The organism is Nocardiopsis tropica (genome assembly GCF_042660575.1).
Lineage (GTDB): Bacteria > Actinomycetota > Actinomycetes > Streptosporangiales > Streptosporangiaceae > Nocardiopsis > Nocardiopsis tropica.
Genome location: NZ_JBHSUF010000003.1, coordinates 60,830 through 87,054, shown reverse-complemented (window position 1 = coordinate 87,054; position 26,225 = coordinate 60,830). Strand labels below are relative to the sequence as shown.

Annotated in this window: 32 protein-coding genes and 2 pseudogenes; 7 read left to right on the top strand and 27 right to left on the bottom strand. The window is 69.6% G+C overall.

The window, feature by feature from the left end:
• Window positions 1–28: 28 nt before the first annotated feature.
• Window positions 29–340, top strand: a complete 312-nt coding sequence (locus ACFQBR_RS06000) for a nitroreductase family protein (RefSeq protein ID WP_378552336.1) — start codon at window positions 29–31, stop codon at window positions 338–340.
• Between the two features lie 373 nt (window positions 341–713).
• Here the strand turns inward: ACFQBR_RS06000 and ACFQBR_RS05995 are convergent, their stop codons facing one another.
• Both ACFQBR_RS05995 and ACFQBR_RS05990 read right to left on the bottom strand, forming a co-directional pair.
• The gene (locus ACFQBR_RS05995) at window positions 714–1,094 is read right to left on the bottom strand and encodes a MerR family transcriptional regulator (protein ID WP_344178460.1); all 381 of its coding nucleotides are present in this window, start codon (window positions 1,092–1,094) and stop codon (window positions 714–716) included.
• A gap of 86 nt (window positions 1,095–1,180) precedes the next feature.
• Entirely contained in the window at window positions 1,181–1,888 is a 708-nt protein-coding gene (locus ACFQBR_RS05990; RefSeq protein ID WP_344178458.1) for an NADPH-dependent F420 reductase, read from the bottom strand.
• A gap of 266 nt (window positions 1,889–2,154) precedes the next feature.
• Here ACFQBR_RS05990 and ACFQBR_RS05985 point away from each other — a divergent pair, with 266 nt between their 5' ends.
• Window positions 2,155–2,649, top strand: coding sequence for a flavin reductase family protein (locus ACFQBR_RS05985; RefSeq protein WP_344178456.1), 495 nt, complete (start codon window positions 2,155–2,157; stop codon window positions 2,647–2,649).
• A 19-nt stretch (window positions 2,650–2,668) separates the two neighbouring features.
• Window positions 2,669–3,994 carry an NtaA/DmoA family FMN-dependent monooxygenase gene (locus ACFQBR_RS05980; RefSeq protein ID WP_344178454.1) on the top strand — a complete coding sequence of 442 codons (1,326 nt, stop codon included), beginning with the start codon at window positions 2,669–2,671 and terminating at the stop codon, window positions 3,992–3,994.
• A gap of 47 nt (window positions 3,995–4,041) precedes the next feature.
• On the opposite strand, the pseudogene ACFQBR_RS05975 reads toward ACFQBR_RS05980, so the two are convergent.
• From ACFQBR_RS05975 to queC, 20 genes and pseudogenes are all read right to left on the bottom strand, one after another.
• Window positions 4,042–4,523, bottom strand: a pseudogene (locus ACFQBR_RS05975) (IS5 family transposase); the annotation flags it as partial.
• Window positions 4,524–4,560: 37 nt separating this feature from the next.
• On the bottom strand, window positions 4,561–5,292 hold the full coding sequence (lipB, locus tag ACFQBR_RS05970) for a lipoyl(octanoyl) transferase LipB (protein WP_344178452.1): 732 nt from the start codon (window positions 5,290–5,292) through the stop codon (window positions 4,561–4,563).
• Between the two features lie 115 nt (window positions 5,293–5,407).
• A complete protein-coding gene (locus ACFQBR_RS05965) occupies window positions 5,408–6,337 on the bottom strand; it encodes a transposase family protein (protein ID WP_344178450.1) in 930 nt (309 codons plus the stop codon).
• Window positions 6,338–6,376: 39 nt separating this feature from the next.
• The gene (locus tag ACFQBR_RS05960; RefSeq protein WP_378552328.1) at window positions 6,377–6,484 is read right to left on the bottom strand and encodes a hypothetical protein; all 108 of its coding nucleotides are present in this window, start codon (window positions 6,482–6,484) and stop codon (window positions 6,377–6,379) included.
• A 127-nt stretch (window positions 6,485–6,611) separates the two neighbouring features.
• Window positions 6,612–7,163: pseudogene (locus tag ACFQBR_RS05955) on the bottom strand (IS5 family transposase); the annotation flags it as partial.
• Between the two features lie 63 nt (window positions 7,164–7,226).
• Window positions 7,227–7,955, bottom strand: a complete 729-nt coding sequence (locus tag ACFQBR_RS05950) for a class I SAM-dependent methyltransferase (protein WP_344178447.1) — start codon at window positions 7,953–7,955, stop codon at window positions 7,227–7,229.
• Between the two features lie 13 nt (window positions 7,956–7,968).
• Window positions 7,969–9,018, bottom strand: a complete 1,050-nt coding sequence (locus ACFQBR_RS05945) for a Gfo/Idh/MocA family protein (protein WP_344178445.1) — start codon at window positions 9,016–9,018, stop codon at window positions 7,969–7,971.
• A complete protein-coding gene (locus tag ACFQBR_RS05940) occupies window positions 9,011–10,138 on the bottom strand; it encodes an aminotransferase class I/II-fold pyridoxal phosphate-dependent enzyme (protein ID WP_344178443.1) in 1,128 nt (375 codons plus the stop codon). Before ACFQBR_RS05940 ends, ACFQBR_RS05945 begins: the two co-directional genes overlap by 8 nt.
• Window positions 10,139–10,170: 32 nt before the next feature.
• Entirely contained in the window at window positions 10,171–10,755 is a 585-nt protein-coding gene (locus tag ACFQBR_RS05935; RefSeq protein WP_344178441.1) for a PIG-L deacetylase family protein, read from the bottom strand.
• Between the two features lie 26 nt (window positions 10,756–10,781).
• The gene (locus ACFQBR_RS05930) at window positions 10,782–11,624 is read right to left on the bottom strand and encodes a 5'-3' exonuclease (RefSeq protein ID WP_344178439.1); all 843 of its coding nucleotides are present in this window, start codon (window positions 11,622–11,624) and stop codon (window positions 10,782–10,784) included.
• Complete coding sequence (locus ACFQBR_RS05925; protein ID WP_344178437.1) at window positions 11,621–12,727, bottom strand: glycosyltransferase family 4 protein; 1,107 nt, start codon at window positions 12,725–12,727, stop codon at window positions 11,621–11,623. The genes ACFQBR_RS05930 and ACFQBR_RS05925 overlap by 4 nt, the downstream gene beginning before the upstream one ends.
• Window positions 12,727–13,299: a phosphoribosyltransferase gene (locus ACFQBR_RS05920; protein ID WP_344178435.1), complete on the bottom strand. Its 573-nt coding sequence runs from the start codon at window positions 13,297–13,299 to the stop codon at window positions 12,727–12,729. Before ACFQBR_RS05920 ends, ACFQBR_RS05925 begins: the two co-directional genes overlap by 1 nt.
• Entirely contained in the window at window positions 13,296–14,240 is a 945-nt protein-coding gene (locus tag ACFQBR_RS05915) for a radical SAM protein (protein ID WP_344178433.1), read from the bottom strand. Before ACFQBR_RS05915 ends, ACFQBR_RS05920 begins: the two co-directional genes overlap by 4 nt.
• Entirely contained in the window at window positions 14,237–15,262 is a 1,026-nt protein-coding gene (locus tag ACFQBR_RS05910) for a glycosyltransferase family 2 protein (protein ID WP_344178431.1), read from the bottom strand. Before ACFQBR_RS05910 ends, ACFQBR_RS05915 begins: the two co-directional genes overlap by 4 nt.
• Window positions 15,259–15,696 carry a hypothetical protein gene (locus ACFQBR_RS05905; RefSeq protein WP_344178429.1) on the bottom strand — a complete coding sequence of 146 codons (438 nt, stop codon included), beginning with the start codon at window positions 15,694–15,696 and terminating at the stop codon, window positions 15,259–15,261. Before ACFQBR_RS05905 ends, ACFQBR_RS05910 begins: the two co-directional genes overlap by 4 nt.
• On the bottom strand, window positions 15,693–16,262 hold the full coding sequence (locus tag ACFQBR_RS05900; protein WP_344178426.1) for a formylglycine-generating enzyme family protein: 570 nt from the start codon (window positions 16,260–16,262) through the stop codon (window positions 15,693–15,695). Before ACFQBR_RS05900 ends, ACFQBR_RS05905 begins: the two co-directional genes overlap by 4 nt.
• Window positions 16,263–16,264: 2 nt before the next feature.
• Complete coding sequence (locus tag ACFQBR_RS05895; protein WP_344178424.1) at window positions 16,265–17,113, bottom strand: reverse transcriptase domain-containing protein; 849 nt, start codon at window positions 17,111–17,113, stop codon at window positions 16,265–16,267.
• A gap of 82 nt (window positions 17,114–17,195) precedes the next feature.
• Entirely contained in the window at window positions 17,196–17,951 is a 756-nt protein-coding gene (locus tag ACFQBR_RS05890; RefSeq protein WP_344178422.1) for a 7-carboxy-7-deazaguanine synthase QueE, read from the bottom strand.
• Window positions 17,948–18,364: a 6-pyruvoyl trahydropterin synthase family protein gene (locus ACFQBR_RS05885; RefSeq protein ID WP_344178420.1), complete on the bottom strand. Its 417-nt coding sequence runs from the start codon at window positions 18,362–18,364 to the stop codon at window positions 17,948–17,950. Before ACFQBR_RS05885 ends, ACFQBR_RS05890 begins: the two co-directional genes overlap by 4 nt.
• A 4-nt stretch (window positions 18,365–18,368) precedes the next feature.
• Window positions 18,369–19,079, bottom strand: coding sequence for a 7-cyano-7-deazaguanine synthase QueC (gene queC, locus ACFQBR_RS05880; RefSeq protein WP_344178418.1), 711 nt, complete (start codon window positions 19,077–19,079; stop codon window positions 18,369–18,371).
• Window positions 19,080–19,568: 489 nt separating this feature from the next.
• Between queC and ACFQBR_RS05875 the strand changes: the two genes are divergently transcribed.
• Together ACFQBR_RS05875 and ACFQBR_RS05870 are read left to right on the top strand one after the other, a co-directional pair.
• Window positions 19,569–19,850: an NUDIX hydrolase gene (locus ACFQBR_RS05875; RefSeq protein ID WP_344178416.1), complete on the top strand. Its 282-nt coding sequence runs from the start codon at window positions 19,569–19,571 to the stop codon at window positions 19,848–19,850.
• Between the two features lie 44 nt (window positions 19,851–19,894).
• Window positions 19,895–20,092, top strand: coding sequence for an NUDIX hydrolase (locus ACFQBR_RS05870; RefSeq protein WP_344178414.1), 198 nt, complete (start codon window positions 19,895–19,897; stop codon window positions 20,090–20,092).
• A 355-nt stretch (window positions 20,093–20,447) separates the two neighbouring features.
• On the opposite strand, the gene ACFQBR_RS05865 is transcribed toward ACFQBR_RS05870, so the two are convergent.
• A complete protein-coding gene (locus ACFQBR_RS05865) occupies window positions 20,448–20,768 on the bottom strand; it encodes a MazG nucleotide pyrophosphohydrolase domain-containing protein (RefSeq protein WP_344178412.1) in 321 nt (106 codons plus the stop codon).
• A gap of 163 nt (window positions 20,769–20,931) precedes the next feature.
• Complete coding sequence (locus tag ACFQBR_RS05860; protein ID WP_344178410.1) at window positions 20,932–21,792, bottom strand: aldo/keto reductase; 861 nt, start codon at window positions 21,790–21,792, stop codon at window positions 20,932–20,934.
• A 230-nt stretch (window positions 21,793–22,022) separates the two neighbouring features.
• On the opposite strand from ACFQBR_RS05860, the gene ACFQBR_RS05855 reads away from it, so the two are divergent.
• Complete coding sequence (locus tag ACFQBR_RS05855) at window positions 22,023–22,334, top strand: hypothetical protein (protein WP_344178408.1); 312 nt, start codon at window positions 22,023–22,025, stop codon at window positions 22,332–22,334.
• On the opposite strand, the gene ACFQBR_RS05850 is transcribed toward ACFQBR_RS05855, so the two are convergent.
• The 3 genes from ACFQBR_RS05850 to ACFQBR_RS05840 all read right to left on the bottom strand — a co-directional run bounded on the left by ACFQBR_RS05850 (window position 22,270) and on the right by ACFQBR_RS05840 (window position 25,410).
• The gene (locus ACFQBR_RS05850) at window positions 22,270–23,862 is read right to left on the bottom strand and encodes a glycoside hydrolase family 10-like protein (protein ID WP_344178505.1); all 1,593 of its coding nucleotides are present in this window, start codon (window positions 23,860–23,862) and stop codon (window positions 22,270–22,272) included. The two genes, ACFQBR_RS05855 and ACFQBR_RS05850, sit on opposite strands and share 65 nt — an antisense overlap.
• A gap of 230 nt (window positions 23,863–24,092) precedes the next feature.
• A complete protein-coding gene (locus ACFQBR_RS05845) occupies window positions 24,093–24,566 on the bottom strand; it encodes a carboxymuconolactone decarboxylase family protein (protein ID WP_344178406.1) in 474 nt (157 codons plus the stop codon).
• A gap of 226 nt (window positions 24,567–24,792) precedes the next feature.
• Entirely contained in the window at window positions 24,793–25,410 is a 618-nt protein-coding gene (locus tag ACFQBR_RS05840; RefSeq protein WP_344178404.1) for a GNAT family N-acetyltransferase, read from the bottom strand.
• Window positions 25,411–25,497: 87 nt separating this feature from the next.
• On the opposite strand from ACFQBR_RS05840, the gene ACFQBR_RS05835 reads away from it, so the two are divergent.
• The gene (locus ACFQBR_RS05835) at window positions 25,498–26,127 is read left to right on the top strand and encodes a TetR/AcrR family transcriptional regulator (protein WP_344178403.1); all 630 of its coding nucleotides are present in this window, start codon (window positions 25,498–25,500) and stop codon (window positions 26,125–26,127) included.
• Window positions 26,128–26,225 lie beyond the last annotated feature (98 nt).

Below are 26,225 nucleotides of genomic sequence, written 5' to 3'. Positions count from 1 at the left end.
TGCAGACTTGGCCTTCTCATGAGTGTGAATGTCGAAGGATGGCCGTGCTCCTGCCTGGAGCACGACAGGCGCACTGCACGGGAGGTTTACATCCATGTCGACGATCACCGAGATCATTCGTTCGCGTCGTTCGCCGCGTGTCTTCGTTCCCGATCCTGTCCCCGGGGGCGTGATCCGGGAGGTGCTCGAGGATGCCCACTGGGCGCCCTCGCGCAGCAACACCCAGCCATGGACCACGCACATCGTCTCTGGATCTGCACGGGATGCGCTGAGCTCAGCCCTGCTAGAAACGTTCACAGCACCTCACTGCCGCGATGTACGGGGCCCGCGGCATCGCTAGCGACGACCACGAAGGATGCAACGAAGTCGTGCGTGAGAACGTGCGTTTCTACGGCGCCCCGCACGTGGCGACGCTGTTCGTGCCACAGCTCGGCGATGGAGTGCGCGCAGCCAGCGATGTCAGGATGTACGCGCAGAACTTCCTGCTGTCCCTGCACGGGCACGGATACCAGGGAATCCCTCAGGCAGTGCACGGGATGTGCGCGGACACGGTTCGCAGCACCTCGGGGTACCGAAGGACCAGAAGCTGTTGTTCGGGATCGCGTACGGGACAGCTTGCCCAGAGTCACCCTGCGCAGTCTCGACATCGGCCGCGCACCGCTGGATCAGAGCGTGGTGCTGCATGACTTGGACGTGCTCGACGAGCGTGGCCCTCAGGAGGCAGTGGAGACCGAGTCGGCGCGGTCCATCGCCTCGATGTAACGCGTCAGGGCGGCCCGATTCTGTTCGAGGAACGAGATGCGCTCGGTCATCTTGTCGCGCTGTTCGACCAGCAGTTCTCGCAGTTCCGGGTCGGGGTCGGCGACCAGCGTGGCGTTGGTGTCGTTGAGGCACGGCAGCATGTCGCCGATGATCCGCGTTGGAATCCCCGAGTCGAGCAACCCGCGGATCTTGAGCACACGCTGGACGAGGTACTCATCGTACTCGCGATACCCGTTATCGAGCCGCCGGGGCGTGATGAGGCCCTGCTCCTCGTAGTACCTCAGCATGCGAGCCGGGACCCCGGTCCTCCTGGTTAGCTCTCCGATCCTCATACATGCCCCTTCATTGTGGTGTTCGTGCTTGTGCTGCAAGGGTGGCGGTAGGTTGCCACCGACCACCCACGCGGCTGCTGTGGACCTCAAAACTCTCGCTCAGCTACGGCGGCGCGGGTGGAGGCGTCCACCAAGTCGCGGAGCCGGGACGCGGGCACGGGGGCTCCCATGTCAGTGGAGAAGTTGGAGAAGAACGACTCGGGATCCGCGGCATAGACCAGCGTGTACGCCCCCGACTCCGGTTCGGTCCTCCAGGACTCCGCGAGCGTGCCTGCGTCGACCGGATCGAACCCCATTCCGGCGACGACACTCGAGATGAGAACCTTCGCATCCTCGGAGTCACCGAAGACCGCCATCCCCGACCGGTCCGCCGCATCTGTTGGGCGGGTGAGCGACGGGATGTGGTGGGCGACGATGTTGTTGAACGCCTTCACGATCACCGCACCGGGGAGCAGCTTCGTCTCGTACTCGGCGGTAGTGAGATCGAGGGAGTCGAGCTCGGCGATCCGACCATCGCGACTGGGGTAGTAGTTCCCGGTGGAGAGCACAGCGCGCCCAGAAAGCAGCTCCAGAGGGAGAGTCCCGTAAGCCGACAGCGGGACAGCAAGGACAGTGAGTTCACCAAAGCTGGCGGCCTCCTCCACTGTCCCCGCCTGAGCTGCTGCACCGAGCTCCGCTACGAGTCCCACAAGGGTCTCGGGGCCGCGGGAGTTCGCGACCATGACCTCGTCCCCTGCCGCGACAGCGAGACGCGCGAGTTCTGATCCGATCGAGCCGCTACCGATGATGCCCATGCGAGACATGTGATTCTCCTAGATGTCTGGTGGCCCCGCCCTGCTCCGCCGTGCTGCCGGATCGCTGCACTGAGCCCGTGGCGGGCGGCGACCACGCCAGAGAGCTTGCTCAAGACTCCCTCGTCGAGGGAGAAGCGAGGACTCCTAGAGCCAGCGTCCGAGCTTCACACTTATGTCAATGTCAAGCCTAGCAACTCGCAGTGGCGCAGATCTCTCGCTCAAGCCCATTGACCTTCTCACCGATGTCAAGGCCTGACAATGTCGGCATGACTCTCACCAGCCGAGACCCCACGGACACCTCACTGGCGATGCGGCACGTCCTAGCCGGCTTCCCGACCGGTATCGCTGTCATCGCCGCACATCTCGGGGGAAGGACCGTAGGGCTGTCTGCAAACTCTCTGGTCTCCGTCTCGCTCGATCCACCGCTGGTTGCCATCTCTTTCGCGAAGACTTCGACGTCGTGGCCCCTGCTGCGTCGAGCCCCCCGCTGGGGCATCAGCATCCTCGGAGAGGACAGCAGCGACGTGCTCACGAGAATGCGGCGACCGTCTGCTGAACGCTTCGACGGCATCGAGATGAGCGCCGATGGCGACGCCGCGCACGTGGTCGGCAGCCTCGCCACGCTCACGGTCGAGCTCGCCCGCGAAATCGAGGCCGGCGATCACGTCCTCACGCTCCTGCACGTGCTCGATCTCGATCGGGATGACGAGCAGCTTCCCCTCGTCTTCTTCGGCAGCCGCACCCACCGACTTTCCGCCTGACCCATTGATCGGAGACCCCATGTCAGACCGCAAAATGCTGCTGGGCATGCAACTGGGTACCACTTACGGTGCGCAGGCGACAGCCTGGCGTGCCCCCCACGTCACCCGGGAGAACTACACCGACTTCGACGCCTATGTCAGGTACGCGCAGGCAGCAGAGCGCGGGAAGTTCCACTTCCTCTTCCTGCCCGACACCCCCGGCATCGACAGCTTCCAGCCGGGCGAGACGCCCGTGTTCTCCTTCGATCCGTTCCTGACCCTCACTGCCATCGCGCGCGCGACCAAGCGGATCGGCATGGTCGCCACCGCCTCCACCACCTTCATGGAGCCCTACAACATCGCCCGGCAGTTCAAAACTCTTGACCTGATCAGCCATGGTCGTGCGGGATGGAACCCCGCGACCACCTCCAGTCCCGCAGCGGCGGCGAACTTCGGCCAGCAGGTCGCCGACCGTCCTGAGCGCTACCAGAAGGCCCATGAGTCGATCCAGATCGTCCAGGCGCTCTGGGGCAGCTGGGAGCACGATGCGCTGATCTACGACGTCGAAGGTGGCCAGTTCCTCGATCCGAAGAAGATCCGGCCGGTCAACCTCAGAGGCGAGTTCTACTCTTCCCGGGGGCCACTGCCCATTCCTCCCTCCGAGCAGGGCCAGCCCGTGCTGTTCTCCGCAGGAGGAGGAGCCAACGGATTGGCCATCGCCGGCCGCTACGCGAGCGGAGTCATCGGCTCCACGTTCTCCATCGAGGACGCGCGAACGCAGCGGGACGCTGCGCGCGAAGCCGCTCGTACTGTTGGCCGAAACCCGGACGAGATCGCGTTCTTTGCCGGAATCATGCCCGCGATCGCTCCCACTGTGCGCGAAGCGATCGACCGCCGGCTCCAGCTCGGTGAGCACCAGTTCATCCAGCGGGTGCCATACCTCGGCCAGATGCTCGGCCTCGAGCTCCGCCTCGACCAGATCGACAGGCCACTCACCGCCGAGCAGCTCTCCCTCGCGCAGCCCACCCCGTTTGATCCTCGTGCTCCGCGTGTCCTCGAGGTCGCGCGAGAAGGCTGGACGATCCGAGAGATCCTCGCCCACGGGGTGATCGACTACCACCCCACCCCTGTAGGACCACCGGAAGTCACAGCAGACCACATGCAGGAGTGGTTCGAATCAGGAGCCGTTGACGGCTTTTGGGTTTCTCACGACGTCTACGAGGACGGTATCGACACCTTCGTCGACAGCGTGGTGCCGATCCTGCAGGAACGCGGACTGTTCCACCTGGACTACGAAGGAACGACTTTGCGCGACCACCTTGGCGCGTCACCCCAGTACGGCCTCGATCCACGCGTCACAGGTTGAACACGGAGCATGTGAGTTGGCTTCGCCGTCCAGAACAGCAGAAGCTGCGGCTGCAGGGCTTGACTGTCGTGCAGGTTCGCACCCAAGATCGCCATGGAAATCGGAAGCCCGGCCCGATCGGTGATCAAGTGGATCTTGGCGCCCTTCTTGCCCCGGTCGACAGGATGGGGACCTGTCAGGTCCCCCCTTTGAGGGCCCGCATGTTCACCGAGTCGACCGTGCACCGCGACCAGTCCAGCTCACCGCGGGAGCCGAGTTCGTCCAGGACCAGGCGGTGCAGCTTCGCTCACACACGGGCCCGACTCCACTCGGTGAAACGCCGGTGTGCGGTGGGCCCGGAGGGGCCGAAGACCGGCGGGAGCTGGGCCCAGGTGCAGCCGGTGGTGGCCACGAAGATGATCGCGGCCAGCACTTGGCGGTCGCCGTGTCTGCGCCGCCCGCCGCCTTGCGGGCGGGTGGGTGCTTCGGGCACCACTCGTTGGAACAGTTCCCACAGCTCGTCCGGCACCAGCCGTTTCACCATCGACACAGGAGCAGGCTACCGAGAACCCAAATGAGATGAGCTCTTACGAGGCAGTTGCGACTCTGGCCGGGATCGGCGTCTCGAGGCGGTCGGCGAGTGCCTGTGCGACGGCGTCGCGCACATCGGATTGCGTGGGAGTCGCCCGGCCCTGCTCGGCGGCGAGCTGAGCCAGCGAGGTCATCTGCACGCCCGGCAGAGCACAGGCCGTGAACGTGGTGTAGACGCTCAGGTCGGAGTCGATATTGAGGGCGAGGCCGTGGCTGGAGACGCGTCCGCTGTTGATCCTCATGCCGATCGAAGCGACCTTCCGGTGATCGGGCGTCCACACCCCCGTCAGACTCCGGTCCCCGCGTGCGGCCTCGCGGCGGATCGCGGGGAACCCGAGCGAGTCCAGAGCGTCGATGAGCCCCTCCTCCACCCGGCGGATGAGCCCGCGAGGGCCGATCTCGCGCACGTCCAGCACCAGGTAGCCGATGAGTTGGCCGGGACCGTGATAGGTCGCATGGCCTCCGCGGCCGGTCTGCACGAGGGCGATGTCCGAGCGAGTCGGGTCGGGCAGCTGGTCGGCCTCGGTTCGCGCGGTGTATGTGATCACCGGGGGATGGGTGAGCAGGAACAGCCGGTTGGGGGCGAGCCCTTGCTGGCGCTCTTCTACCCAGTTCGCCATGTCGGCCTGCGCCCTCTCGTAGGGCACCTTCCCGAGATCGACCCGCACCAGCGGCACGCCGGATGACTTTCCGGGCGGGGAAACGACGCCATCGCCGAGTGCGGTCACGACTACCTCCATTGAGATCGATTCGATGTAAACGACTGTAGATCGACCGGTCGCCCGACTAACGAGTTGGTGCGTGATAGCGGGTGAGGCATGGTGGCCCCGCTCGTGGTGCCGGTCAGGTGTTCGCGCTGCGGTCGGAGACCAGTCCGGCGATGGCCCGATAGGTGGTCGTCAGGTTCTCCCGCCGGTGCGTCCAACGCATCAACTGCTTCCAGCGCTTATGGTCGGCCAAGGCGTGCTCGACAGTGATCCGATCAGAGGAATGCGCGTGGCGGCGGTGCTTCCACCGCTCGTGGAACTCGGGCAGAGCACTCGTGTTCGGCTTGCGCGGCGGAGTCAGGGCCTGATGAGGGTGGTCACGTCGCAGGCCCAGGTACCCGTCGTCGAGCAGCACCTCCACCTCGAGGAAGTGCCGGAAACACGCGTCGATGCCCTCGGTGCGCACTGCGGTGGCGTCGTGCATCCGCCCCGGGCGCATGGCGTCGGTCCACAAGGTGCGCCCGAGGTGGTCGGCCACGACGGTGGCCTTCATCGTGTTCTGCTTCTTCTTGCCCGAGACGAACGCCCGCCGGCCGCCCCGCCCCGCTCGGGGCCGCTGGACCTGGACCTGGACCTCGGTGGCGTCCAGCCGCAGTTCCACACCCTCGGCGTGGGCGTAGGCGAACACGTCCTCCAGGGTGCGCAACCGTACTCCCGGGCGGTTCGGGGCCGCGCATCCGCGCTCGGCCAACAGGGAGCGGAGCTGGCCGATGGCACGGGTCATGGTGGAACGGTCGACCCCGAACAGCAGGCCCAGGACGGCGTGCGGCAGGTCATGGCGCAGGTGGATCGGGGTGGCCACCAGGCAGTCGACGAAGACCAGCCGGTGCCGGGCACCCGCCCCGGCGGCCCGTTTCCTCGCCCCGCCCCGGTCCCGGTCCCGGTGGTCTCCAACCGCTACCTCCCAGGGGTGGGCCAGCCCCTCGACGAGCGCGGCCAGGTGGTGTCGGGAGATGCCGGTGAACCAGGGGTGGGTCAGAACCGCACGGTTGAGCTTGATCGCCACGGCCAGAGCATGCCACGGCCCTCCAGTTAAGAACTCATCTCAAAAGCCATCAGCGTGCTTGGCCAGGTGCTTGTAGCAGATGAGGATGCAGGCGATGCCGAGCATGGCCAGGAAGGCCGAGGCCTTGCGCTCCCAACGCACGTTCAACCTGCGGCAGGAGCCCAACCAAGCGATGGAGCGCTCGACCTTGTACCGGTGCCGGCCCTAGACGCTGGGAGGACTCGACGCCGGGACGGGCCAGACGCACCCCGATGCCGCGTTCGCGCAGCCAGCGGCGCTGGGCCCGGGAGTGGTAGGCCTTGTCGCCGTGGAGCTTGGCCGGACGCCGCCGCCGGGGACCTCGCCGTGAGCGCACCGCCGGGATACCCCGGACCAGGGGCTTGAGTGCCTCGATGTCGTTGACGTTGGCCGCGGAGACCGCGCAGGTCAACGGGAGGCCCTGGTTGTCGCACAGCAGGTGGAGCTTGGAGCCGGGTTTGCCCCTATCGGTGGGGTTTGGCCCCGTGTTCTCCCCCTCTCTTGGCGCGGATCGACTGGGAGTCGACGGTGGCGCGGGACCAGTCCAGCAGGCCCTTCTGCCCAGCTCATCCAGGATGGTGCGGTGGATCGTGGGCCACAGGCCCGCCTCGGTCCAGGTCTGGAACCAATGGTGGGCGGTAGCGCGGGTGACGCCGAACAGGCCGTCGGCTTTCTCCCAGGAACAGCCCGAGGCCTGGACGAACAGCACGGTGGTCATGACCGCTCTCTGGTCGGCGCGGGGGCGGCCGGTCTTCGGGGCCGGCGGCAGCAGGGGTTGGACGATCTCCCAGAGCCCGTCAGGCAACACATCGCTCACAGCACGTGATCATGCCAGACGCAGGGCCACCTCGCAGGGCTTTCGAGATGAGCTCTAAGTGATGGAAAGGCTTCGCCAAAAGGAAATGGTGCTTCCCGGTGTGCTCTCCATCCGTACCAACTCACCGTGGCGCTGCATGAAGGGAAGCACACGTTCGTGGTCCAGTTGCGGGTGCAGGTCGACAGGCCCGTAGCGGTGGCGACAGTCATGGGGCGGCAGTGTGACGCAGACGTACCGTCCGGCTTGGAACAAGGTGATGAGCGTGGCGCTCGGATCGCAGCTGTGGCCGATCACGTCGGCCGCGTACACCAGGTCGTAGACGCGCCCGGGGAACTCCGTCAGGTCGTGGACGCGTTCGCCTGCTCCCATGTCCCGGTCGAAGCGCCACCGCGCGTAGACCAGGGACGGATTGTCCAAGTCGTAGGCGTGGACGTCGTACCCGGCGTTCAGGAGCGCCTGGGCGTCCAGGCCGATGCCGCAGCCCACGTCCGCGATCGTGGTGAGCCGGTGGTGGTCGGCGAAGCATCGGAGGGAGTGGAGGAAGGTGCGTTTGGCCTCCATGTAGTGGAAGTGGGTCAGGTCGTAGAGGTAGCCCTGGCTGTGGGTGTAGAAGTTCGGTCCGAGGGCGCCCCACTCCCGGTCGAGGTGCCGGCGGAGTTCGTCGAAGTCCCGCAGGCGGGGTTGGAAGTCCTCGCCCAGGTACTGGGACAGGCGGCACCAGGCTGTTTCCTGCGGGTAGGCATGGGTGCTGTCACGCAGGTGGGGTGTGGTGCGGTGGACCATGGCGCCTCTTCTGTCATCGGGTGTGGGCGGGAACCGGGCAGGGCTCGCGGGTGGCCGCGTGCTCGATGGCTTCGATGAGGTGGAGGACGTGGAGCGCCAGCTCGGCGCTCTCCCACGGGGGATGAGGGGTGGTGAGGCGGCGGGTGGTGGCCAGGACACCGATGCCGCGGCCGGGCGGTGGGTCGGCCGCGGGCGGGTGGAGTTCCTTCCAGGGTTCGCGCCAGGAGTGGCGCAGCCTCAGGGTGCCGTGGTGGAAGTTGGGGTCGGGGAGCGCCAGCGTCGCGTCGGTTCCGCGGATCTCCAGGTGCGGTGTAGCGGAGACGGACCCGTCCCATCCGACCGTGAGCGTGGCCGAGGCACCGGAGGCGAAGCTGAGCAGGGAGTTGACGTGGGTCGGGGACTGTGCCGGGAAGCTCTCGCCGCCAAGGGTGTGCCGGGGTGTGCGGTGGTGCTGAGCGGAGCCGTGCACGGTGGAGACGGGGCCGAGCAGGTGGACCAGCATGCTCAGGTAGTAGGGCCCCATGTCCCGCAACGGCCCGACGCCTTCCGCGTAGAGGGTCTGGGGTGTCGGGTGCCAGCTCTCCGGGCCCGGTCCCACCAGTGTGGCGCTGGCGCTGGTGACGGTTCCGAGCACCCCCTGCTCGATCAACTGCGCCGCCAGGCGTGCCGGCGGGGCCAGGACCGTGTCCGGCGCGCATCCAACGGCCACCCCCTGCGCTCGGGCGCGGTCCAGGAGGCGTTGCCCGGCCGCCGCGTCGTCACCGAGGGGTTTCTCCAGGTACACCGCGACCCCCGCGGTCACCGCCCGTTCTGCCAGAGCAAGGTGGGTGTGGGGTGGAGTGAGGATGACGATGAGGTCGCCCGCCATCCCCTCCACGGCCTCTTCGACCGTGACCGGTGTCAGGTCGTGGCGGTCGGCGAAGACGCGGGCCCGTTCGGGGTCCAGATCCGCACACGCCGTCACCCGCACCAGGTCGGGGTGGGCGGTGAGGGTGGCCATGTACTCCTGGGCGACCATCCCGCACCCCACGATCACGCACCGGGCAGGGATTTGATCAGGCATGCGCACCACCTCGTGCGAGGGCCACTTCGGACAGGGTGGCGGTGAACGCCGACACGAACGCGTCGTGGTGCTCCTGGGGCAGGTAGGGGACACCCATGTCGAGGTAGGAGCCGAGGTCGACGCGCGATCCTTCGGCGCGGGTGGGCCAGGAGGAGGCCAGGTGCAGGTCACCCTCGCGCGGATGCCAGGAGGGGACGCCCAGGGAGAAGAACCGGTCGGACAACTCCCGCGCCGTGTCGGCGTCGTGCACCCACATCCCCAGCAGGGACCCGTTCGCCTCCCCACACTCTCCCGGCTCGGGGAGGACGTGGGTGGTGAGCGGTGAGGCCGAGGCGGCGACGCTGAGCCGGTGTTGGAGCCGGCGCAGGTGCCCGGTCAGCTCGGGGAGGAAGTCGAGCTGGGGCAGGGCCAGGGCCGCGTGGAGTTCGCTGAGGCGCAGGCTGGTCCGCCACCGGCCGGGCAGGGCGATGCGGGTGTCCCCGGCCAGGGCCCGCAGCCGCTCCAGCAGGGCGGTGTCGTCGGTGACCACGACGCCGCCCTCGCCGGTGGAGACGAGCTTGTGGTGGTTGAGGGAGAAGACCGCGACGGTACCGCGCGCACCGGCGGGGAGCCCTGCGACGGTGACGCCCCAGGCCTGGGCACAGTCCTCGATCAGGAGGACGCCGCGGCGCCGGAGCTCTCCGGTGATGCGTTCGGTGTCCGGTGCGGGGCGTCCACGCAGGTGCGCGAGGATCACGGCCCGGGTGGACGGGCCGATGCGCGCGGCCAGGTCCTCCCACCGGGGCGTGAGGTCCCTGCCCACCGGCGCGACCCGCACCCGTGCGCCGACGTGGTCGATGGCGGCCCCCAACGACACCCACGCCACCTCGGGAACGATCACCTCATCGCCCGGCCCCAGATCCAGAGCGCGCAGGGTGAGTTCGAGGGCGGCGGAGGCGCTGGCGCAGGACATCGCCCCGGCGCGGCCGGTCAGGTCGGCCACGCGGGCTTCGAGCTGTTGGAGGTGGTGGCCGCCGATCGAGCCGAGCGTGCCGGAGGCGAGCAGGGCCTGGGCAGTGGCGGCCTGGGCAGAGGAGGTCAGGGTGCTGTACTGGTACACGGCAGAGCCGGGTCCGGGCATGCGGAACTCCTGTGTGGTTCGCGGGGGAACGATTACAGGTGGGTGGCGTGGGTGAGGCGTCCCAGGACGGGCAGCGGCGTGTAGTTCTCCGCGTGCGTCACACCGATCCGCCCGCCCCACAAGCGCGCGAGGGTGCTGGCCATGGGGCCGAAGTGCTCGGTGATCGGTTGGGACCGGTGCTGCGCGAGGGCCCGCATCTTGGTCTCGAAGGTGTCACTGACGTCGACCATGGTCGACGGGGCGATCGCACCGTCCAGGGTGAGCCCGTTGTAGGAGTCGGCGGTGTAGACGCGTCGGGGGTGCCCCGTGGAGATCACCACCTCAGGAAGCGCTTCGAGCAGCGCCTCGGCCACACGGCGGTGGTCGGGGTGGACATCGCGCACCGGGTGCGTGATGACCACCTCGGGCCGCTCCTGCTCCAGAAGGGCGGCCAGGCCTGCACGGTCGGCGTGGTCGAGCAACCTCACCCGCGCGCCGAGCATGGCGGCCCCGGCCTCGGCCTCGGCGTCGCGTTCGGGGTCATGGCGGGGCAGGGCGACGGTGACCTGGGAACCGGTGCGGGCGCACAGGGCCAGGTACCCCCCGGCCCACAGCTCGGCGTCGTCGGGGTGGGCCATGACCGTCATTACCGACCCGGGCGGCCTCACCACAGCCCCAGCTCCTCCACGACTGCGGCGGGCGCGGGCAGCAGAGGAGACGGAGCGTTGGAGGGTTTGGCCGGGAGGGGGACGGCGGTGTCCATGGTGATCATCCGGTGCCAGGTGAGTACCTGCTCCCACTGCGCGCGGACACGCTCACCGGCCCGGCCGGTGAGCCTACCCGAGGCGGGCAGGTCCTGGACCTGGGCGCCGTTGGCCAGGAGCCTGGCGGCGGTCTTGTCCCCGATGCCGGTGACACCGGGGATGTTGTCGCTCTTGTCCCCACTCAGGGCCCGGAACGACGCCCACTGCGCCGGGGTGATGCCGTACCGTTCGCTCACCTGGGCGGGGCCGATGTGGCGTTTGCCCGGGTGCATGCAGGTGTTGAGCACACGTACCTGGTCGGTGAGCAACTGGTAGTAGTCGCGATCGGTGGAGAAGACCCGGGTCGGGCGCTGCGGTTCCAGGTGCACCAGGGTGGCGATGACGTCGTCGGCTTCGGCGTCCTCGATCTCGACCCACGCAACCTGATGAAGGTCCAGGCCCTGTTTGACGTGCGGCAGAGCCAGGATCGGCTTGAGGGCCTCATCGTCGGCGGGGCGGTTGGCCTTGTAGTCGGCGTCGTCCTGCTTGCGGTCGTCGCTGCCGTGCTCGCCGTCGAACACCACCAGGACCTCGGGCAGGTCGGGGAATTCGTCGCGGATGGCCACACGCAGCAGGGCGAAGAAACCGAAGACGGCGGTCAGGTCGCGCGTCTTGTCGCGGGAGCGGATCTCCGCGGGGAAGCCGAAGGCCGCGCGCCACAACAGGTTGTGGCCGTCGACCAGGAGCAGGGGCGTATTCGTCATCGGGGTACCGCTTTCAGGCATGACTCAGCGACGGCGGATGGCCGGAAGTCCCGCGCGCGGTAGTACGCAGCCTGTGCTCTGGCACGGTACGTTACCGGATTCGCGAGCAGGTCGCGGGCGGCTTCCCACAAACCCTCCGCGCCACGGCCGAGGGGCACGAGGACGCCTCCGGCTGACTCTTCGGCGCCGATGAGGTCGGGCAAGTGGTCCACGTCGTGGGCCACGACGGGAACCCCGACGCTCATGGCCTCCAGAGCGACCAGGCCGAAGGTCTCCTGGAGGGAGGGCACGACCACGACCCCGGCCTGACCCAACCACACCGGGACCCGCTCCCACGGCACGCCACCGACGACGCGGACCTGCGGTTGGCGATCGGCCAGGCACCGGCACGTGTCCAGGAGCCGCTGTTGGGCTCCTCCGGAGGAGGCGAAGGGGGCGGGCGCCAGGGCGATGTCGATCCTGTGCCCGCGGGGAGCCGGTGCGGCCAACAGGCGGTCGACCCCCTTCTCCGGACCCAGGCGCGCGAGCACGCGCACCGGACCCCGGGTGCGCCGTTCCTCGACCCGGGCGGGCGACAGCGCGGACGGGGACTCCCAGTGCAGACTGTTGGGTACCACCTTCCAGTCCCCGGTCCGGTACCCGCGTTCGGTGGCCTGGCGGAGCACGGTGGGGGAGGGGGCGATGACGGCGTCGGCCGCCGCGAGGGCCGGCGCGAGGTCTTCGTCGTGCCCGACCACGTGCACCGCCAGGACGTGACGCGCCGGGTGTTCGGCCATGGCCCGCCCCATGCCCCACAGGGCGTCGACATAGACCACCGTGTCCACCCGGTGGGCGGTGAACACCGCGCCCAACTCGCGGTGGACGGCATCCTGGTTCTCGACGATGGCCCGCCGCAGATGCTCATCCTCCCCGGAACCAGGCAGGGACAAAGAGCGCAGCCGCTCGACTCCGGGGAGGGGATCGGGGACCTGGGCGGCGGTGATGATGACGGCGTCGTGTCCCGTCTGGGTGAGGCCGTGGGCGAGTCCGGCCGTGGCCCGCTCCATGCCTGCGGCGACGTCGGGGGCATAGGAGAGCAGGACGAACGCGAAGGAGTGTCGCATCAGGTCCCCCCTTCCGAAGGTGCGGGAAGCTCGACCAGCGGTAGAGCGGAGGAGGGCCGCTCCTCCCAGGGGAAGAGCACCCAGTCATCGACCTCCCACACCACCAGGTCGGGGGCATGGGCGCTGCCGAGGTTGCGGCACAGCACCGCCTCGACCGGTGCGGTGTCCGCACCCAGATGAGCGGACAGGGCGCGGCGCAGGACTTGGAGGGTGGCGCCGCTGCCGCAGATGTCGTCCACCACCAGCACGTCCGTGCCTTCCGCCATGCCGGACAGGTGCGCGGGCAGGTCGGTGAGGTCGACCGTGACGTCGCCGGAGGCGGACAGGTGGGTGTCCTCGCTCGTGTTGTGGCGGGCGAAGACGAGGGCGGACGGTATGCCCAGGAGCCCGGCGAGGGCCGTGGCGGCTCGGGTGCCGCCTCGGGCGATGCCGACGACGAGTCCTACCCGTGGGTGTGACAGGCGTACCTGCTCAGCGAGGTTGGTGATGGCTTGGGCGAACCGTCTCTCGGTGACGTGGTGGATCCTGCGGTGCCCGAAGTAGCGGCGTCCGGTCGGGGAAGGGTGCGTCATGCCGAACCGTCCCTGCCGTCGAGTGTCAGATCCTCCACCTCGCGCAGCACCCTCAACGCGCCGATCCCTTCGGCGGAGGGGGTGTTGCGCCACAGGCGCCCATCGGCGCGGATCACACTGAACCCGCCTGCGGCATCGCGCCGCCGCAACCGGACCTGCGCCCCCTTGGGGGTGGTGAGGCCGTCCACGACCCTCTGCGCGTCGGTGTCGTCGAGCATCTGGGAGGGGGCGAGCGCCGCGCCGTCGCCGATGGGCAGCATCTGCAAGAACGTCACCCCACCCGCCCCCAGGTCGGCGGCCAGGTCCACCACCTGCTGGGCGTGGTTGGTGGTGTCGGCCATGAGCACGGTCTGGAGCTGGACACGCAGCCCCAGTCGGGTACAGGTGCGCACACCCGCGAGGGCGCGCTCGAAACTCCCCTTTCCGCGCCAGGAGTCGTGCACGTGGGCGGTGGGGCCGTCCAGGCTGACGGCGACGGCGTCCACCCGCCCCCGCAACTCACGGGCCCGGCGCTCCAGGTGCCACCCGTTGGTGGTGAGGCTGACGACCAGGCCAGCCCCGGTCAACACCTCGCACAGAGCGGTCAGGTCCCGCAGCAGGAGCGGTTCGCCGCCGGAGATGTCCACGCCCATGACCTGGGATCCGGCCAGGATCCGCGCGATACGCAACCGGTCGGCCGACGACTGCTCGGCCAGTGTCTTGTCGTCCAGGCAGTGCGGGCAGCTCAGGTTGCAGCGCACCAGCGGGGACCAGCACACGCTGATCGGGACGTGGGCACCGATCTCGCCAGGGTGGACGGTCGGCCATGAGGACACGGTGCCCTCGTCCAACTCCACCCGCCCCAGCGGGACAGGGGAGGGGCTGGTGTGGGTGAGGCCGGTCGCGGGGTCGTGCACCAGGCAGCGCCCGCCGCGGTAGGCGGCGGCGAAGACGCGCTTCATCGCAGCACCTCGCACACGTCCACCAGCGGGCGCACCTGCTCGTCGAACTTCGCCGCGCCCCGGTCGGGAGCGGGCCGGTCCAGGTGGCGGCGGTAGTGGTCCACCGTCGCGGGCAGGGAGGCGAGCTTGCCCTTCCACTGGTCCTCGGCGTCCGGGGGGTCCAGGTGGAACCCGACCGCCTGGCGCAGAGGCACCACGAGCAGCCCGTGGGCGATGAGCTTGGCGCCCAGGTGCGTGTCCTCGCACCCCCACCCCACCTGTCCGAACCGCGGATCGAAGCCGCCCACCTCCAGCACGGCCTGGCGGGGCACACCCACCAGCGCCGTGACGACCATGCGGGGCAGGTCCCAGTCGTAGAAGAGGGCACCGTGGCCCAGGGCCCGCAGGTCCTCGGTCTCCTCCAGCGGGTGGAAGACGCGCCGCTCTTCCACCACGGTCCCCGAGTACATGAGGGGGACGCCGGCCGGGGGCCGCCAGCTCACCCGGTGGTCGGCGTACAGGTCGGGCCGATCCTCTGGAGTCGGGGGTGGCAGGTGGGCGGGGTGGTTGTGGCGAAAGCCCACCAGGACCGCCTCGGCGGTGGCACGTGCTCCCATGTCGGCCAGCACGTGCTCGGGCAGCACCATGTCGGCGTCCACGAACACCACCGTCTGCGCCGAGGCCAGCGCGACACCGAGGTTGCGGGCCGAGGCGGCACCGGCCCGTTGGGGCAGGCGTCGCGCGAGGTCCACACACGGGTGACCGGTGATGATGCGGGGGGTGTCGTCGGTGCTGGCGTCGTCGACCACGATCACCTCCACCTGACCGGCCGTGCGCTGGCACTGGAGGGCATCCAGGACCCGGGGCAGGCTGTGGGCGACGTTGTGGGCGGGGATGACGACCGAGAGCGGGGCCGCCGGGGCGTCGGGCGGGGTGGGGGTGTGCCAGCCCAGACCGGTGCGGCGTTCGAACGCCGCAGTGTGGGGGCGGTGGTCGTTGCCTCGCGTGGCGAGGACCTGTTTCAGGGAGGGCGGGTTGGTCATGTCCAACTCCAGGAGTCCAGGACCCGGGCGATGTCGGCCCAGGCGCAGGGGTCGAAGATGCGGGTGATGCGTGTGCGCTCCCACGTGGCGAGGATCGGTTCCAGCAGAGCCGTGTAGTCGGCCTCGGCGACCAGAAGCACCTGTTCGGGGACCCCTTGCAGGTGGGAGAACGCCAGCAGGCGGGAGCAGGAGGCTTCACTGAGGACACCGGCGTCCTCAGGGCGCAGGCGCCGATCGTAGGGGAGCAGGAGGGCATCGGCGGGTATGAGGCCGTGCAGCCCCGAGAGGAAGAGGGTGCGGGACAGGCGCTCAGGGCCCAGACGGTCGCGGACCCGGGGAACGCTGTCCCCGGTGTACAGCTCGATCGCGGCGACGGGGCGTGCAGTCGCCAGCTTGTCGCGGGTGCACCCCAGGATCAGCAGGCGGCCCGTCATGGCTCTCGCACCACCCGCACGCCGATGCCGGGCGAGCCCAGTTCGCGCGGGGCGGCGTTGAGGAAGGTGCAGCGGGCGTAGAGGGGCTGGGAGACGTAGGAGCCACCGCGGATCACCGCCCCGTTGCCCATGGTGGTGCGGCTGGTCCACTCCCACACGTTGCCCGCCACATCCAGCACCCCCTCAGGGGTCGCACCCGCGAGGTGCGCACCGACCGGGCTGGGCCTTCCCGCCCCGGCCGGGGCCAGGTTCGCCAGCCCGGGACTCCAGGGTTCCTCGCCCCAGGGGTAGAGGCGACGCCGGGGGCCTGTGGCCATCCACTCCCACTCCACCGAGGTGGGCAGGCGTCCCCCGAACCGGCGCGCCACGGCGGCGGCTTCGGCGTGGGTGATGCCGGTCTGCGGGAGGGTCGCACGATCCGGCCGGTCCTGTTCGACCCAGCCGTGCGGCACCGGAGTGGTGGACCACAGCAGCGGCGGAACCGGTAGGGGCTTGGCGTTGTCACCGAACAGGCAGGTGCCGCCGGGCACCAGGACCCAGGTCGGCTCCGAGAACGCAGGTGTCACGCTCAGCCTCCGATCAGGAACAGGTCTTCGGGGTTGACCACCGCCCGGACGCGGCTCTTGTCCGGGTGGTGGGACAACCCGGCCGAGGCCAGCGCCTGGACGATGCGCGCCATCGACCGCTCGGCCTCGGCCTCGTCGGAGGCGAAGACGCAGTAGTTGTCCGCGAAGCGCACCACCGGCAGATCGGACAGGGGCACGTCGACCTGGTGCAACCGCAGGTTCAGCAGCAGCGGCCACAACCCGGTCCCCGGAACGAGCGGTGAGGGCAGGCCTCGGAGCGCGGTGGCGACCCGGGCCAGGAACGCACCGTCCTTGACGTAGGAGGCCAACCACCCGATCACCTCCTCCACGTCGCCGCCCTCGCTCACCCGCTGCACATCCACATCAGCCACCCACCCCAGACCGGCCTCCATATGGCGGGCGGCGTGGCGCACAGCGGTGATGCGACTGCGCTTGGGTCGGTAGCCGGACACCCAATCGTGGAACGCCCACGCCTCCAACACCGGCTCCGCCGCCGCCCGCAGCGCGCCGTGCACGACGCGGTCCTGGACGGTCGGGATGGCCGCAGGCATGAGCTTGCCGGTGTAGGTGGTGACGGTGAGGGGACGTACCGGCTGCGGCTCCCACGTCCCCTCGCGCAGGGCACGAGCCAGCGCCGGGACGCGCTGCCCGGCGATCTCGCGGAACTCCCCCCAAGTCATCCCGTCCGCCCCTGGAGAGGAGGAGTGGCGGGCGGCGCGGCGCAGGGCCTGGGCGAGCTGGCGTTCCCCCAACAACGGCATGAGGGAGTGGCGCGTGGGCCGGGCGTGGGCTACGGTGGTGCTCGTCTGGACGGCAGGAACGATCCCCACACCGCCGCTTTCGGGTCTGCACCACTGCACGCGCGACCCGGGGTGAGGGGAACGACGGCCCCGTCCAGGCCCTCCCTGGGACTCAGCGTCCACGCTCATCACCCCACAGCAGCGTGTGCAGACGTGTGGTGAGGTTCCATCCCCGCTCCAGCACCGGATCGGCCAACTCCCGGCCGCGTTCGAGCACGGCCTCGGCCGTCGTGCCCTCAGGCATGATCCAGATCGGCGCCAGCCCCAGGTCACGCTCCAAAGCCGCCACCTCCTCCAAGTCGCCCCGGTCTGCGGCCACGAACTTGAAGACGGCCTTGCCACTGGACATGTACCGGCGCAGGGCCTGCGGGCGGATCCGCTGTGCGTAGGGAACCGCGCTGCCCGCCAGCTTCGGACCGATCGTGAACCGGTGGACCACACCCACCAGGGCCTCTCGGGGAATGCGTGTTCCGTTGGTCTCCACCTCCACCCGCATCCCCCGTGCGCGGCACACGTCCATCACCCAGATCAACGCCTGCTGTTGGAGCAGCGGCTCACCGCCGGTGAAGACGACCAGGTCGGCCCCGATCGCGCGAACCTTCTCCACCACCTCCATCTGGGGCGTGCGGTGGCTGTGGTTGCGCTTGTCGAACGCCTCCCAGTTCCAGGAGTAGGGGGTGTCGCACCGCATCGTGGCGGCCTCGAAGCCCTGGCTGAAGCCACAGTCGAGGTTGCATCCGGCCAGCCGGACGAACGCGGCCCGCTGCCCCAGGGACGCCCCTTCTCCCTGGAAGGTCGGCCCGAAGATCTCGCTGATGAGCAGGTCCCGCTGATCGGGAGCCTTCTCCACCTCCTTGCGCCTGCTCACGCCGCTCCTCCCGTCGCTCCGCACTGCGGGGGTGCTTCGGGCGGGTCGGGTCGGTACTCGGCCCAGGTGGAGTCGGATTCGGCCACCCGCACCACCTCCAACGCCCGCATGTCCGGCAGGGGGAGGTTGTCCCGGCACCAGTCGAACAGGAACTTCGCCAGGTGCTCGCTGGTGGGAGGGAGGGGAACGCAGTCGTTCAGGTGCTGGTGGTCCCAGCAGGAGTCCAGGAACGCCTTGATCGGGGCCAGCTCGGCGAAGTCGACGATGAACCCCCGCTCGTCCAGGACGGGCGAGGACAGGAACACGGTGACGGTGTAGTTGTGCCCGTGCAGGCGAGCGCACTTGTGCCCGGGGCTCAGATGGGGGAGCTGGTGGGAGGCGCTGAAGCCGAACTCCTTCGCGATGCGGTACACAGGCTCACCGCCCCGTCGCGATGTGGTCGGTGCTGGCGTAGGTCGTGGGGTCCTGGACGCCGGCGAGGGAGAACGCCTCCCGCCGCTCCATGCACGTCCCACACCGGCCACAGTGCGCCGCCTCTCGGCCGCGGTAGCACGACCACGTCTCCTCGAACGGCACGCCGAGCTCGGCGCCTGTGGAGACGATCTGCGCCTTCGTCATGGTCAGGAACGGTGCCAGTACATGGAACCCGGGGTCGAGGAACCCCTCGTTGGCCACACGCGCCGACTGCTCGAACGCCTCGACGAACGCCGGGCGGCAGTCCGGGTAGACGGGGTGGTCGCCGGCGTGCGCGCCGAACGCGACAGCGGATGCGCCCCTGGACACAGCCAGAGCGACCGCCAGGTCCAGCATCAGGGCGTTGCGGTTGGGCACGACCGTGCTGGCCATCCGCTCGTCGGTGTAGTGGCCGTCCGGTACCTCCACGGAGGGGTCCGTCAACGCCGAACCCGCCAACACCGGAGTCAGGCCGGACAGGTCGACCTGCTCGAAGTCCGCGTCGAGCCGCAGGGCAGCACGCTTCGCGAAGGCCAGTTCGATGCGGTGGCGCTGACCGTAGTCGACGGCCATGAACGTGAGCCGGGAGCCGCGGGCATGGAGGAGGTGGGCCAGAGTCGTGCTGTCCAGGCCGCCAGAGGCGACGAGAACGACATGGTCGGGGGGAGTATCCATCGGCAGTCCTCAGGAGTTCCGATTTCAAGGATGGGGTTCGTGTGGGGCACCGGTATCGCGGGGCTTCCTCACCAGCTCGCTTCCGGCGGCTCCGTGTACGACGTGCAGCAGAGGTGGCCACGGACCGTTGGAACTCTCGCCTGGTCCGCCGAGAGCCGCTCCACCCGTTCATCGTCAAGGAACAAATGAGCCTGAGGTATCGGCGCACCGATATCATTTATCGGTGCTGCCGATAGTCATTCATTAACCGATGTGATAATGGCGTACCTGATTGGTCAGGGGCAGGTCGAGGAAGCCACATCAGTGGTCGGCCGGACCGCAACATCAGAAGCCGTGAAGGGGCCAGCGGTGGCATAGGCGCACCTTCACGCCGTGGCAAGAGAACGCGGACCGTACCGTCGCATTCCTGAGGTCGCTACGAGGTTGCTCGATGTAGTGAGAACCGGGCTCGGGCGACTCGACCACGCTTGGCAGTGGAGGGGGTGAGCCATGAGCGGTGATGGGGCGGCAGAGGAATCTCTGTATGTACGTGACCCCGGCGCGTGGCGTGAGCAACTGGCCGAGGGGAACCGGATCCAGGCCCGCAAACGGGTGGCCGCGAAGGTCCTGATCCGAGATGAACAGGGCCGCATGCTCTTGGTCGATCCCGTCTACAAGCCCTTCTGGGACCTGCCCGGCGGCATGGCTGAAGCCAACGAGCCACCTCACAACGCGGCCCGGAGAGAGGTGAATGAGGAGGTGGGGCTCGTTGTCGAAATAGGGGGCTATTGAGTGTGGAGTGGGTCGCCCCGCACGGGCCGTGGGACGACCTGATCATGTTCGTCTTCGACGGAGGGGCGGTCACCCCACGGGTGGCGCGCGAGTTGCGGCCGAGGGATCCCGAGCTGCAGTCCGTTGGCTGGTACACGCTTGAGCAGGCGGCCAGGCTTCTACGCGAGGATGTGTGGGAACGCACGCGCCATGCCCTATACGCGCTGGAGGACAAAGCCAGCGTCTACCGGTATCGACAGTGAACCTCGGCGTTTCGGAACAGTCCATCGCGTCGAGGTGAGAGACATGGACGACCTCGTCAATGCAAAGCACCATTTGCGCCAGAAGGTAGGGGATTGCCTGGACTCCGTGCACGCTTGGGAAAGGTGGTGCCCCCAAAGACGGTTCGAGGCGATCGCGGTGATGGCCACCGAAGGCCATCCGGTCCAGGTCGTTCTCCGGGTGCTGGGGGTGTCGGAGTCGGGATTCTACGCCTGGCGCGACTGCGGCCCTTCGGCTCGTTCGGTCCGGCATGTGCTGCTCACCGGCACCATCCGCCAGATCCACGCCGTCACAGGCGGCGTGTACGGGGTGCGGCGTGGGCACACCGCTCGACCCTCACCGCCAGGTGCGGTTCTCGTTCACCGCTTCCTTGTCGCGCAACGCGCGGCTCAGGTCGATGCCCGCCCTGTTCGCGAGAGCCGCGACGTAGATCAGCACGTCGGCCAGTTCCTCGCCCAGAGCGCCCACCGCGCTGTGGGGGTCGACGCTGAGGGCGGAGCGCTTGCGCACGGCCTTGCACACCTCGCCCGTCTCCTCCGCCAGTTTCAGCGCCTGCTCGATCAGCGTGCTGTCGGAGAACCCGCGCTCCACCTCCATCCTTGCCACGTACCCCTGGATCTCTTCCAGGGTGAGCGTGCGTTCGGGTAGCGGCTCCATCGGAGACCCCCTCTCGGCTGTGGGAGCACGGACGCTACCAGCGGGAGGCATGCGGCAGGAGGGGAACAGGTCAGCTCGCGTCCAACGCGCGACCCAGGCCGGCCCGCACCTGGGACCGGGTCCTCCCCGGGCACTGCCCGGGGAGGACCCGGCGGCCCGTGGATCAGCGCTGCCTCTTGTCGTAGTCCATGCGCATGGACTGAAAAATGATCCTCTCGAGGAATTCGGGCAGGTTGTGGAATCGTCTGTTCCGGTCCATCGCGGCGATCCGGTCCATCTCCTCGGGCGTCAGCTCGAAGTCGAACAGCTCGAAGTTGGACCGGATATGGGCCGGGTTCGTGGAGCCGGGGATGACGATGCCGTCGTCCTGGACGTGCCACCGCAGGATCACCTGCACGGGTGACTTCCCGTACTTGCGTCCGAGCTCCGCGAAGAGGGGCTCCGCCAGCAGCTCCTTGTCCCCGCGCCCGAGCGGGAACCAGGACTCCACGACGGTGCCGAACCGCTCGAGGAAAGCCTTCAGCTTCCGCTGCTGGTAGTAGGGGTGACGCTCCAGCTGCGCCACGGCGGGCATGATCGTCGCTCTGCTGGTGAGGTCGGTCAGCCTTCTGAGATTGAAGTTGCTGATGCCTATCGAGCGCACCTTGCCCGCGGCGACGGCCTCCTGCATCGCTCTCCACGCACCGTTGTAGTCGCCGTACTGCTGGTGCAGCAGCAGGAGGTCCAGGTAGTCGGTGTCGAGCCGCTTCAGAGTGCGGTCGATCGCGGTCGAGGTCTTCGTGTACCCGGAGTCGGTCGACCACAGCTTGGTGGTCAGGAAGACGTCCTCTCGTGGCAAGCCGCTGTGGCGGATGGCCTGGCCCACAGCACGCTCGTTCAAGTACGTGTTGGCGGTGTCGACCGAGCGGTAGCCGACCTCGAAGGCGTGGGCCAGCGCCGGCCCGACGTCGGCGGAAGGGACCTGGTTGAGGCCGATGCCGAGTTTGGGCATCTCGCGGCCGTCGTTCAGGGTGAAGGTCTCCACAAGGGGCTCCTCGGGGGTGTGCCCGCGCGGGCACTCGCATCACGAAAGCTGTTCCGTGTGGGCCTCAGCCGGCATCGGGCCGGCGGCTCGGGGGAGACACGGTCCGAGAGCACCCGCAATGGTGCTCGGCGGGGTCGGGTTCGGCATCGTACACCAGCAGTGGTTGTCCGGACGTGTGGTGAAAAGTCGCCTGAATCCGGGGCAGGGGATCACTCCGCCGCGCGGCACGGGTGACGAGGTCGTCGGCCTCGCACTGCGTCACGCCGGGGTTCCCGGCGGCGCCGGCGTACTTCGACGAGCTGCGCGCGGAGCGCCTGCCCGCGGCCCTGTTTCAGGGCCGGCGCGACCGCTTCGGGGCGCACGCCCACCGCCGTGCGGGGGTGTTCCGCGCGCTCCGGGCGGGGCCGCTCCGGGGAGCGCGTGGACGGGTGGGCCCCTGTGGGGGAGACGGCGGGGGCCGGTCGTCCCCCGCAGGGGTCAGCCGCGCGGGTCGGCGAGGGCCCCGACCGGTCCCTCGACCCGGTAGTCGTCCAGGGCGGTGACCGCGTACGCGGTTCCCTCCGGGGCGTCCTCGCCGGAGGGGAGCCCCTCCAGGGAGGTGCGGCCGGTCACCTCGACGAGGTTGTCGGCGGACAGGGCCTCGCAGCGGTCCTCCGCGTCCCCCGACGCCACCAGGGCCGCCTCGTCCGGGTCGAGCCGGTAGACGGCGTAGGACCGGGCGCCGTCGACCTCGTCCCACTCCAGCCCGTCGCCGTCGCCGTCGGCGGTGGCGGTCAGCCCGGTCACGGCGCCGGTCAGGGGCTGCCCCTCGCGGGAGGGGTCGGCCACGGGCGGGAGCGCCGGGTCGGCGTAGTGCTCCTCGGCCAGGTGCTCGTAGGCCTCTTCGGCGGCGCCGGTGAGGGAGGTGAAGGAGAAGTAGACGTCGCCCCCGACCTCGGGGAAGTCGTCGGTGTAGTCGAGCTGGGTGCTGAGGGCGTCGTCCTCGCGCCAGCCGCTCTCGCCGACCCGGTAGGCGGCCTGGCCGATGTAGAGGTCCACGCCGGTGCCCTCGACCTCCGAGGCCCACCAGGGGACGAGCTCCTCGTAGTCGGCGGCCCCGAACCCGCGCTCCCAGTACAGCTGGGGGACGACGTAGTCGACCATGCCCTCCCTGATCCAGGCGCGGGTGTCGGCGTGCTGGGCGGCGTAGGACTCCAGGCCGGAGGTCGCCGACCCGGTGGGGTCGCTGCCGTCGTTGCGCCAGATGCCGAACGGGGAGATCCCGAAGCGGACCCACGGCTCGGTGTCCTGGATCCGGTCGTGCACGCCCTCCACGAGCCGGTTGACGTTGTCGCGCCGCCAGTCCTCGCGGTCGTCGAAGCCGTCGCCGTGCTCCTGCCAGCTGGCGTCGTCGTCGAACTCCTCCCCGTCCTTGGGATAGGGGTAGAAGAAGTCGTCGAAGTGGACCCCGTCGATGTCGTAGCGCTCGACGACGTCCATGATCACGCCGGTGACCCACTCCCGGACCTCGGGGTTCCCGGGGTCGAGGAAGCCCTCGCCGCCGTACTCGACCAGCCACTCCGGGTTGTCCTTGACCGGGTGGTCCTCGGCCATCTCCTCGATGTCGGAGTTCAGGCCGACCCGGTAGGGGTTGAACCAGGCGTGCAGCTCCAGTCCGCGCAGGTGCGCCTGCTCGACGGCGTACTCCAGCGGGTCGTAGCCGGGGTCGCCGCCCTGCTCGCCGGTGAGGTAGCGGGACCAGGGCTCCAGCTCGGACTCGTAGACCGCGTCGGCGGTGGGGCGCACGTGCAGGAAGACGGTGTTCAGTCCGAGTTCGTCCGCCTCGTCGAGGCGCTCGTCCATCTCGGCCCGCTGCTCGTCGGCGCTCAGCCCGGGTTCGGAGGGCCAGTCGATGTTGCCGACGGTGGTGAGCCACGCGCCGCGCATCTCCCGCTTGTCGTGGGCGGCCTGGCAGCGCGCGGCTCCGGGGCCCGCCCCGGGGTCGGTGGCTTCGACGAGCACGTAGGCGGACAGCATGAGCCCCGCGGCGGCGCCCGCGGCCAGCCACCGGTTGCGCCAGCGCGGCGCCATTCCCGCACGTCTGCCTCGAGCCACGGGTCCTCCCCTGAACCGCGGTGGCGTCGGGGCGACGCCACGCCGGGAATCAGGGTAGGACACTTGGTAACGTTTTGGACAATGATTCTGAAATCGGTGGTTTGAATCTCATTGAGGTGGGAATCGGGCGCAACGCCGTGCGGCCCGCGGAGGACCCGCCCCGCCGCGGGGCGGTGCGCGGCGTCCTCCGCGGGGCCGGGGCGGGGTCAGCCGAACTGGCCGGGCTGGTAGTCGCCCGCGGGGGTCTGGACCATGACGTTCAGCCGGTTGACGGTGTTCATGAAGGAGATGAGGGAGACCAGGGCGACCAGCTGGTCCTCGTCGTAGTGCTCGGCGGCCCTCTCCCACGCCCCGTCCTCCACCCCGCCGGCGGCGTCGGCGATGCGGGTGCCCTGCTCGGCCAGCTCCAGGGCGGCGCGCTCGGCCCCGGTGAAGACCGTGGCCTCCCGCCAGACGGCGACCAGGTTGATGCGCACGGCCGTCTCCCCGGCCCGTGCCGCCTCCTTGGTGTGCATGTCGGTGCAGAAGGCGCAGCCGTTGATCTGGCTGACGCGGAGCTGCACCAGCTCCTGGGTGGTGCGGGGAAGCGTCGATTCCCCGATGGCCCTGCCCGCCGAGGCGATGTGCTTCATGAGCTTCGTGGCGAGGGCGTTGCCGAAGAGGTCGAGTCGGGCCTGCATGGTGTTCTCCTTGCGGTGTCGGGGCTGACACGGCAAGGACGGGAGCGGGTGGGCCGGGTGTGACATCCCCGTGGCCGCCGGACGCGTGAGGTGCGTCACGCCCGGACGTGCCCCGGTCCGAACACGGGAGGGGTCCGGCCCCGGCGGGGACACGGGCCTTCGGCGCCGCCGGGCGCCGGGGGAGTCCCCGCCCTCGTCGGCGGGGCCCGGCGGCTCCCCGGGCAGGTCAGGCCGGTGCGACGCTTCCCGGTTCGCGCAGCATCGCCATCGGGGCCGCGCCGCGCGCGCCCGCGACGATCTCCCCGTCCCCGAAACCGTGGCGGCGGTACAGGCGGCGGTTGTGCTCGGTGGACGAGACCAGGTACGCGGGCAGGCCCTCGCGGTCGGCCCGCTCCAGTCCGTGGGCCAGGAGGGCGCCGCCCACCCCCCGGCCGCGCCCGGCGGCGGAGACCCCGATCTGGTCCAGGTACCAGTGCGCGCGCCCGGGCCGGTGGCGTGCGAAGGCCCGCCGCACGGGGTACGAGGACACCAGCCCCCGTACGCCCATGGCCCGCACGAGGGCGCAGGCCTCCCGCGGGGTGGCCCACCCCGCGCCGGGCGCCGGGCCAGGACCCTCCCACACCGCGACGCCGACGATGCCCTCGCCCGGGACCTCGGCCACGTCCACCGCGCCGTGGCGCAGCGCCCCCCTGCGCATCAGGGCGGCGAAGAGCAGGGCCAGGCGTGAGCGCCGGTCCGGGCCGTCGGGCACGAAGTCGTGCAGGAGCGGGTCGTCCTCGAACGCCTCGGCCAGGATCGCGGCGGACGCCGCGACGTCGTCCGCGCCGGCCTGTCTGATGTGCATGATCGCTCTCCCGTGGTCGGTGGTGCCCACAGACTACCCCCATTTTTGGCCAAGTGGCCAAAACTTGCGCGTGTAATCTTGCACCCCATGGCGACCAGGCGAGACACGGCGGCGGTGCGCGAGCACCTGCCCATCGAACAACGACGCGCCCAGCTGCTCACCGCGGCGGCGGAGGTGATGCGCGAGCAGGGGGTGGCGGCCGCCACCACCCGCGCCATCGCCGAGCGCGCCGGCGTGCCGCACGGCTCGGTCCACTACTGCTTCGGCACGAAGACGGCACTGGTCCGCGCCCTGCTGCAGAGCGAGGTGGACCGCTCGGTCGAGAGCGCCCGGCACCGCTCCTCCCGGTCGACCGACCTGGAAGGCGTGCTGCGCAACGTCCTGGAGGCGCAGCTGGAGAGCGTGCGCACCGACCCGGGGCACCACGCGATGCTCGACGAGCTCATCGCCCTGGCCCGCCGCGACCCGGCGCTGGCCGATCTGCCGGGCTGGGAGCACGAGAGGTACGTGGGCGCCGCCGCCGAGCGGATAGCGGAGTGGTCGGCCGCCTCCGGCGTGGCGCTCGCCCGTCCCGCCCGGGAGGTCGCGACCACGATCATGGTGCTGGCCAGCGGCTTGAGCGACCTGTGGTCGGCCACCGGCGACCGGGCCGTACTCGACCGGGCCCTGGACGACTGCGTGCGTGCCCTCGCGGCGCGCCTGTCCGAGCCCGCCTGACCGAGAGCCGCCCCGTGGGCGGCCCTGCGGTGACCGGTGTCCGGAGGGCGGAGGCGCAGCGGCCCGGTCCAGGGGGACACCCCCGGGACCGGGCCGCT

Excerpts from the sequence above, each read along its gene's own strand:
- ACFQBR_RS05835 (WP_344178403.1), top strand. The coding sequence starts at position 25,498 with ATGGCGACCAGGCGAGACACGGCGGCGGTGCGCGAGCACCTGCCCATC.
- ACFQBR_RS05930 (WP_344178439.1), bottom strand. The coding sequence starts at position 11,624 with ATGACGAATACGCCCCTGCTCCTGGTCGACGGCCACAACCTGTTGTGG.
- ACFQBR_RS06000 (WP_378552336.1), top strand. The coding sequence starts at position 29 with ATGTCGAAGGATGGCCGTGCTCCTGCCTGGAGCACGACAGGCGCACTG.
- ACFQBR_RS05910 (WP_344178431.1), bottom strand. The coding sequence starts at position 15,262 with ATGACCAACCCGCCCTCCCTGAAACAGGTCCTCGCCACGCGAGGCAAC.
- ACFQBR_RS05875 (WP_344178416.1), top strand. The coding sequence starts at position 19,569 with ATGAGCGGTGATGGGGCGGCAGAGGAATCTCTGTATGTACGTGACCCC.
- ACFQBR_RS05940 (WP_344178443.1), bottom strand. The coding sequence starts at position 10,138 with ATGCCCGGACCCGGCTCTGCCGTGTACCAGTACAGCACCCTGACCTCC.
- ACFQBR_RS05980 (WP_344178454.1), top strand. The coding sequence starts at position 2,669 with ATGTCAGACCGCAAAATGCTGCTGGGCATGCAACTGGGTACCACTTAC.
- ACFQBR_RS05865 (WP_344178412.1), bottom strand. The coding sequence starts at position 20,768 with ATGGAGCCGCTACCCGAACGCACGCTCACCCTGGAAGAGATCCAGGGG.
- ACFQBR_RS05950 (WP_344178447.1), bottom strand. The coding sequence starts at position 7,955 with ATGGTCCACCGCACCACACCCCACCTGCGTGACAGCACCCATGCCTAC.
- ACFQBR_RS05845 (WP_344178406.1), bottom strand. The coding sequence starts at position 24,566 with ATGCAGGCCCGACTCGACCTCTTCGGCAACGCCCTCGCCACGAAGCTC.
- ACFQBR_RS05990 (WP_344178458.1), bottom strand. The coding sequence starts at position 1,888 with ATGGGCATCATCGGTAGCGGCTCGATCGGATCAGAACTCGCGCGTCTC.
- ACFQBR_RS05850 (WP_344178505.1), bottom strand. The coding sequence starts at position 23,862 with ATGGCGCCGCGCTGGCGCAACCGGTGGCTGGCCGCGGGCGCCGCCGCG.
- ACFQBR_RS05925 (WP_344178437.1), bottom strand. The coding sequence starts at position 12,727 with ATGCGACACTCCTTCGCGTTCGTCCTGCTCTCCTATGCCCCCGACGTC.
- ACFQBR_RS05985 (WP_344178456.1), top strand. The coding sequence starts at position 2,155 with ATGACTCTCACCAGCCGAGACCCCACGGACACCTCACTGGCGATGCGG.
- ACFQBR_RS05935 (WP_344178441.1), bottom strand. The coding sequence starts at position 10,755 with ATGGCCCACCCCGACGACGCCGAGCTGTGGGCCGGGGGGTACCTGGCC.
- ACFQBR_RS05915 (WP_344178433.1), bottom strand. The coding sequence starts at position 14,240 with ATGAAGCGCGTCTTCGCCGCCGCCTACCGCGGCGGGCGCTGCCTGGTG.
- ACFQBR_RS05870 (WP_344178414.1), top strand. The coding sequence starts at position 19,895 with ATGTTCGTCTTCGACGGAGGGGCGGTCACCCCACGGGTGGCGCGCGAG.
- ACFQBR_RS05920 (WP_344178435.1), bottom strand. The coding sequence starts at position 13,299 with ATGACGCACCCTTCCCCGACCGGACGCCGCTACTTCGGGCACCGCAGG.
- ACFQBR_RS05945 (WP_344178445.1), bottom strand. The coding sequence starts at position 9,018 with ATGCCTGATCAAATCCCTGCCCGGTGCGTGATCGTGGGGTGCGGGATG.
- queC (WP_344178418.1), bottom strand. The coding sequence starts at position 19,079 with ATGGATACTCCCCCCGACCATGTCGTTCTCGTCGCCTCTGGCGGCCTG.
- ACFQBR_RS05995 (WP_344178460.1), bottom strand. The coding sequence starts at position 1,094 with ATGAGGATCGGAGAGCTAACCAGGAGGACCGGGGTCCCGGCTCGCATG.
- ACFQBR_RS05840 (WP_344178404.1), bottom strand. The coding sequence starts at position 25,410 with ATGCACATCAGACAGGCCGGCGCGGACGACGTCGCGGCGTCCGCCGCG.
- ACFQBR_RS05905 (WP_344178429.1), bottom strand. The coding sequence starts at position 15,696 with ATGACGGGCCGCCTGCTGATCCTGGGGTGCACCCGCGACAAGCTGGCG.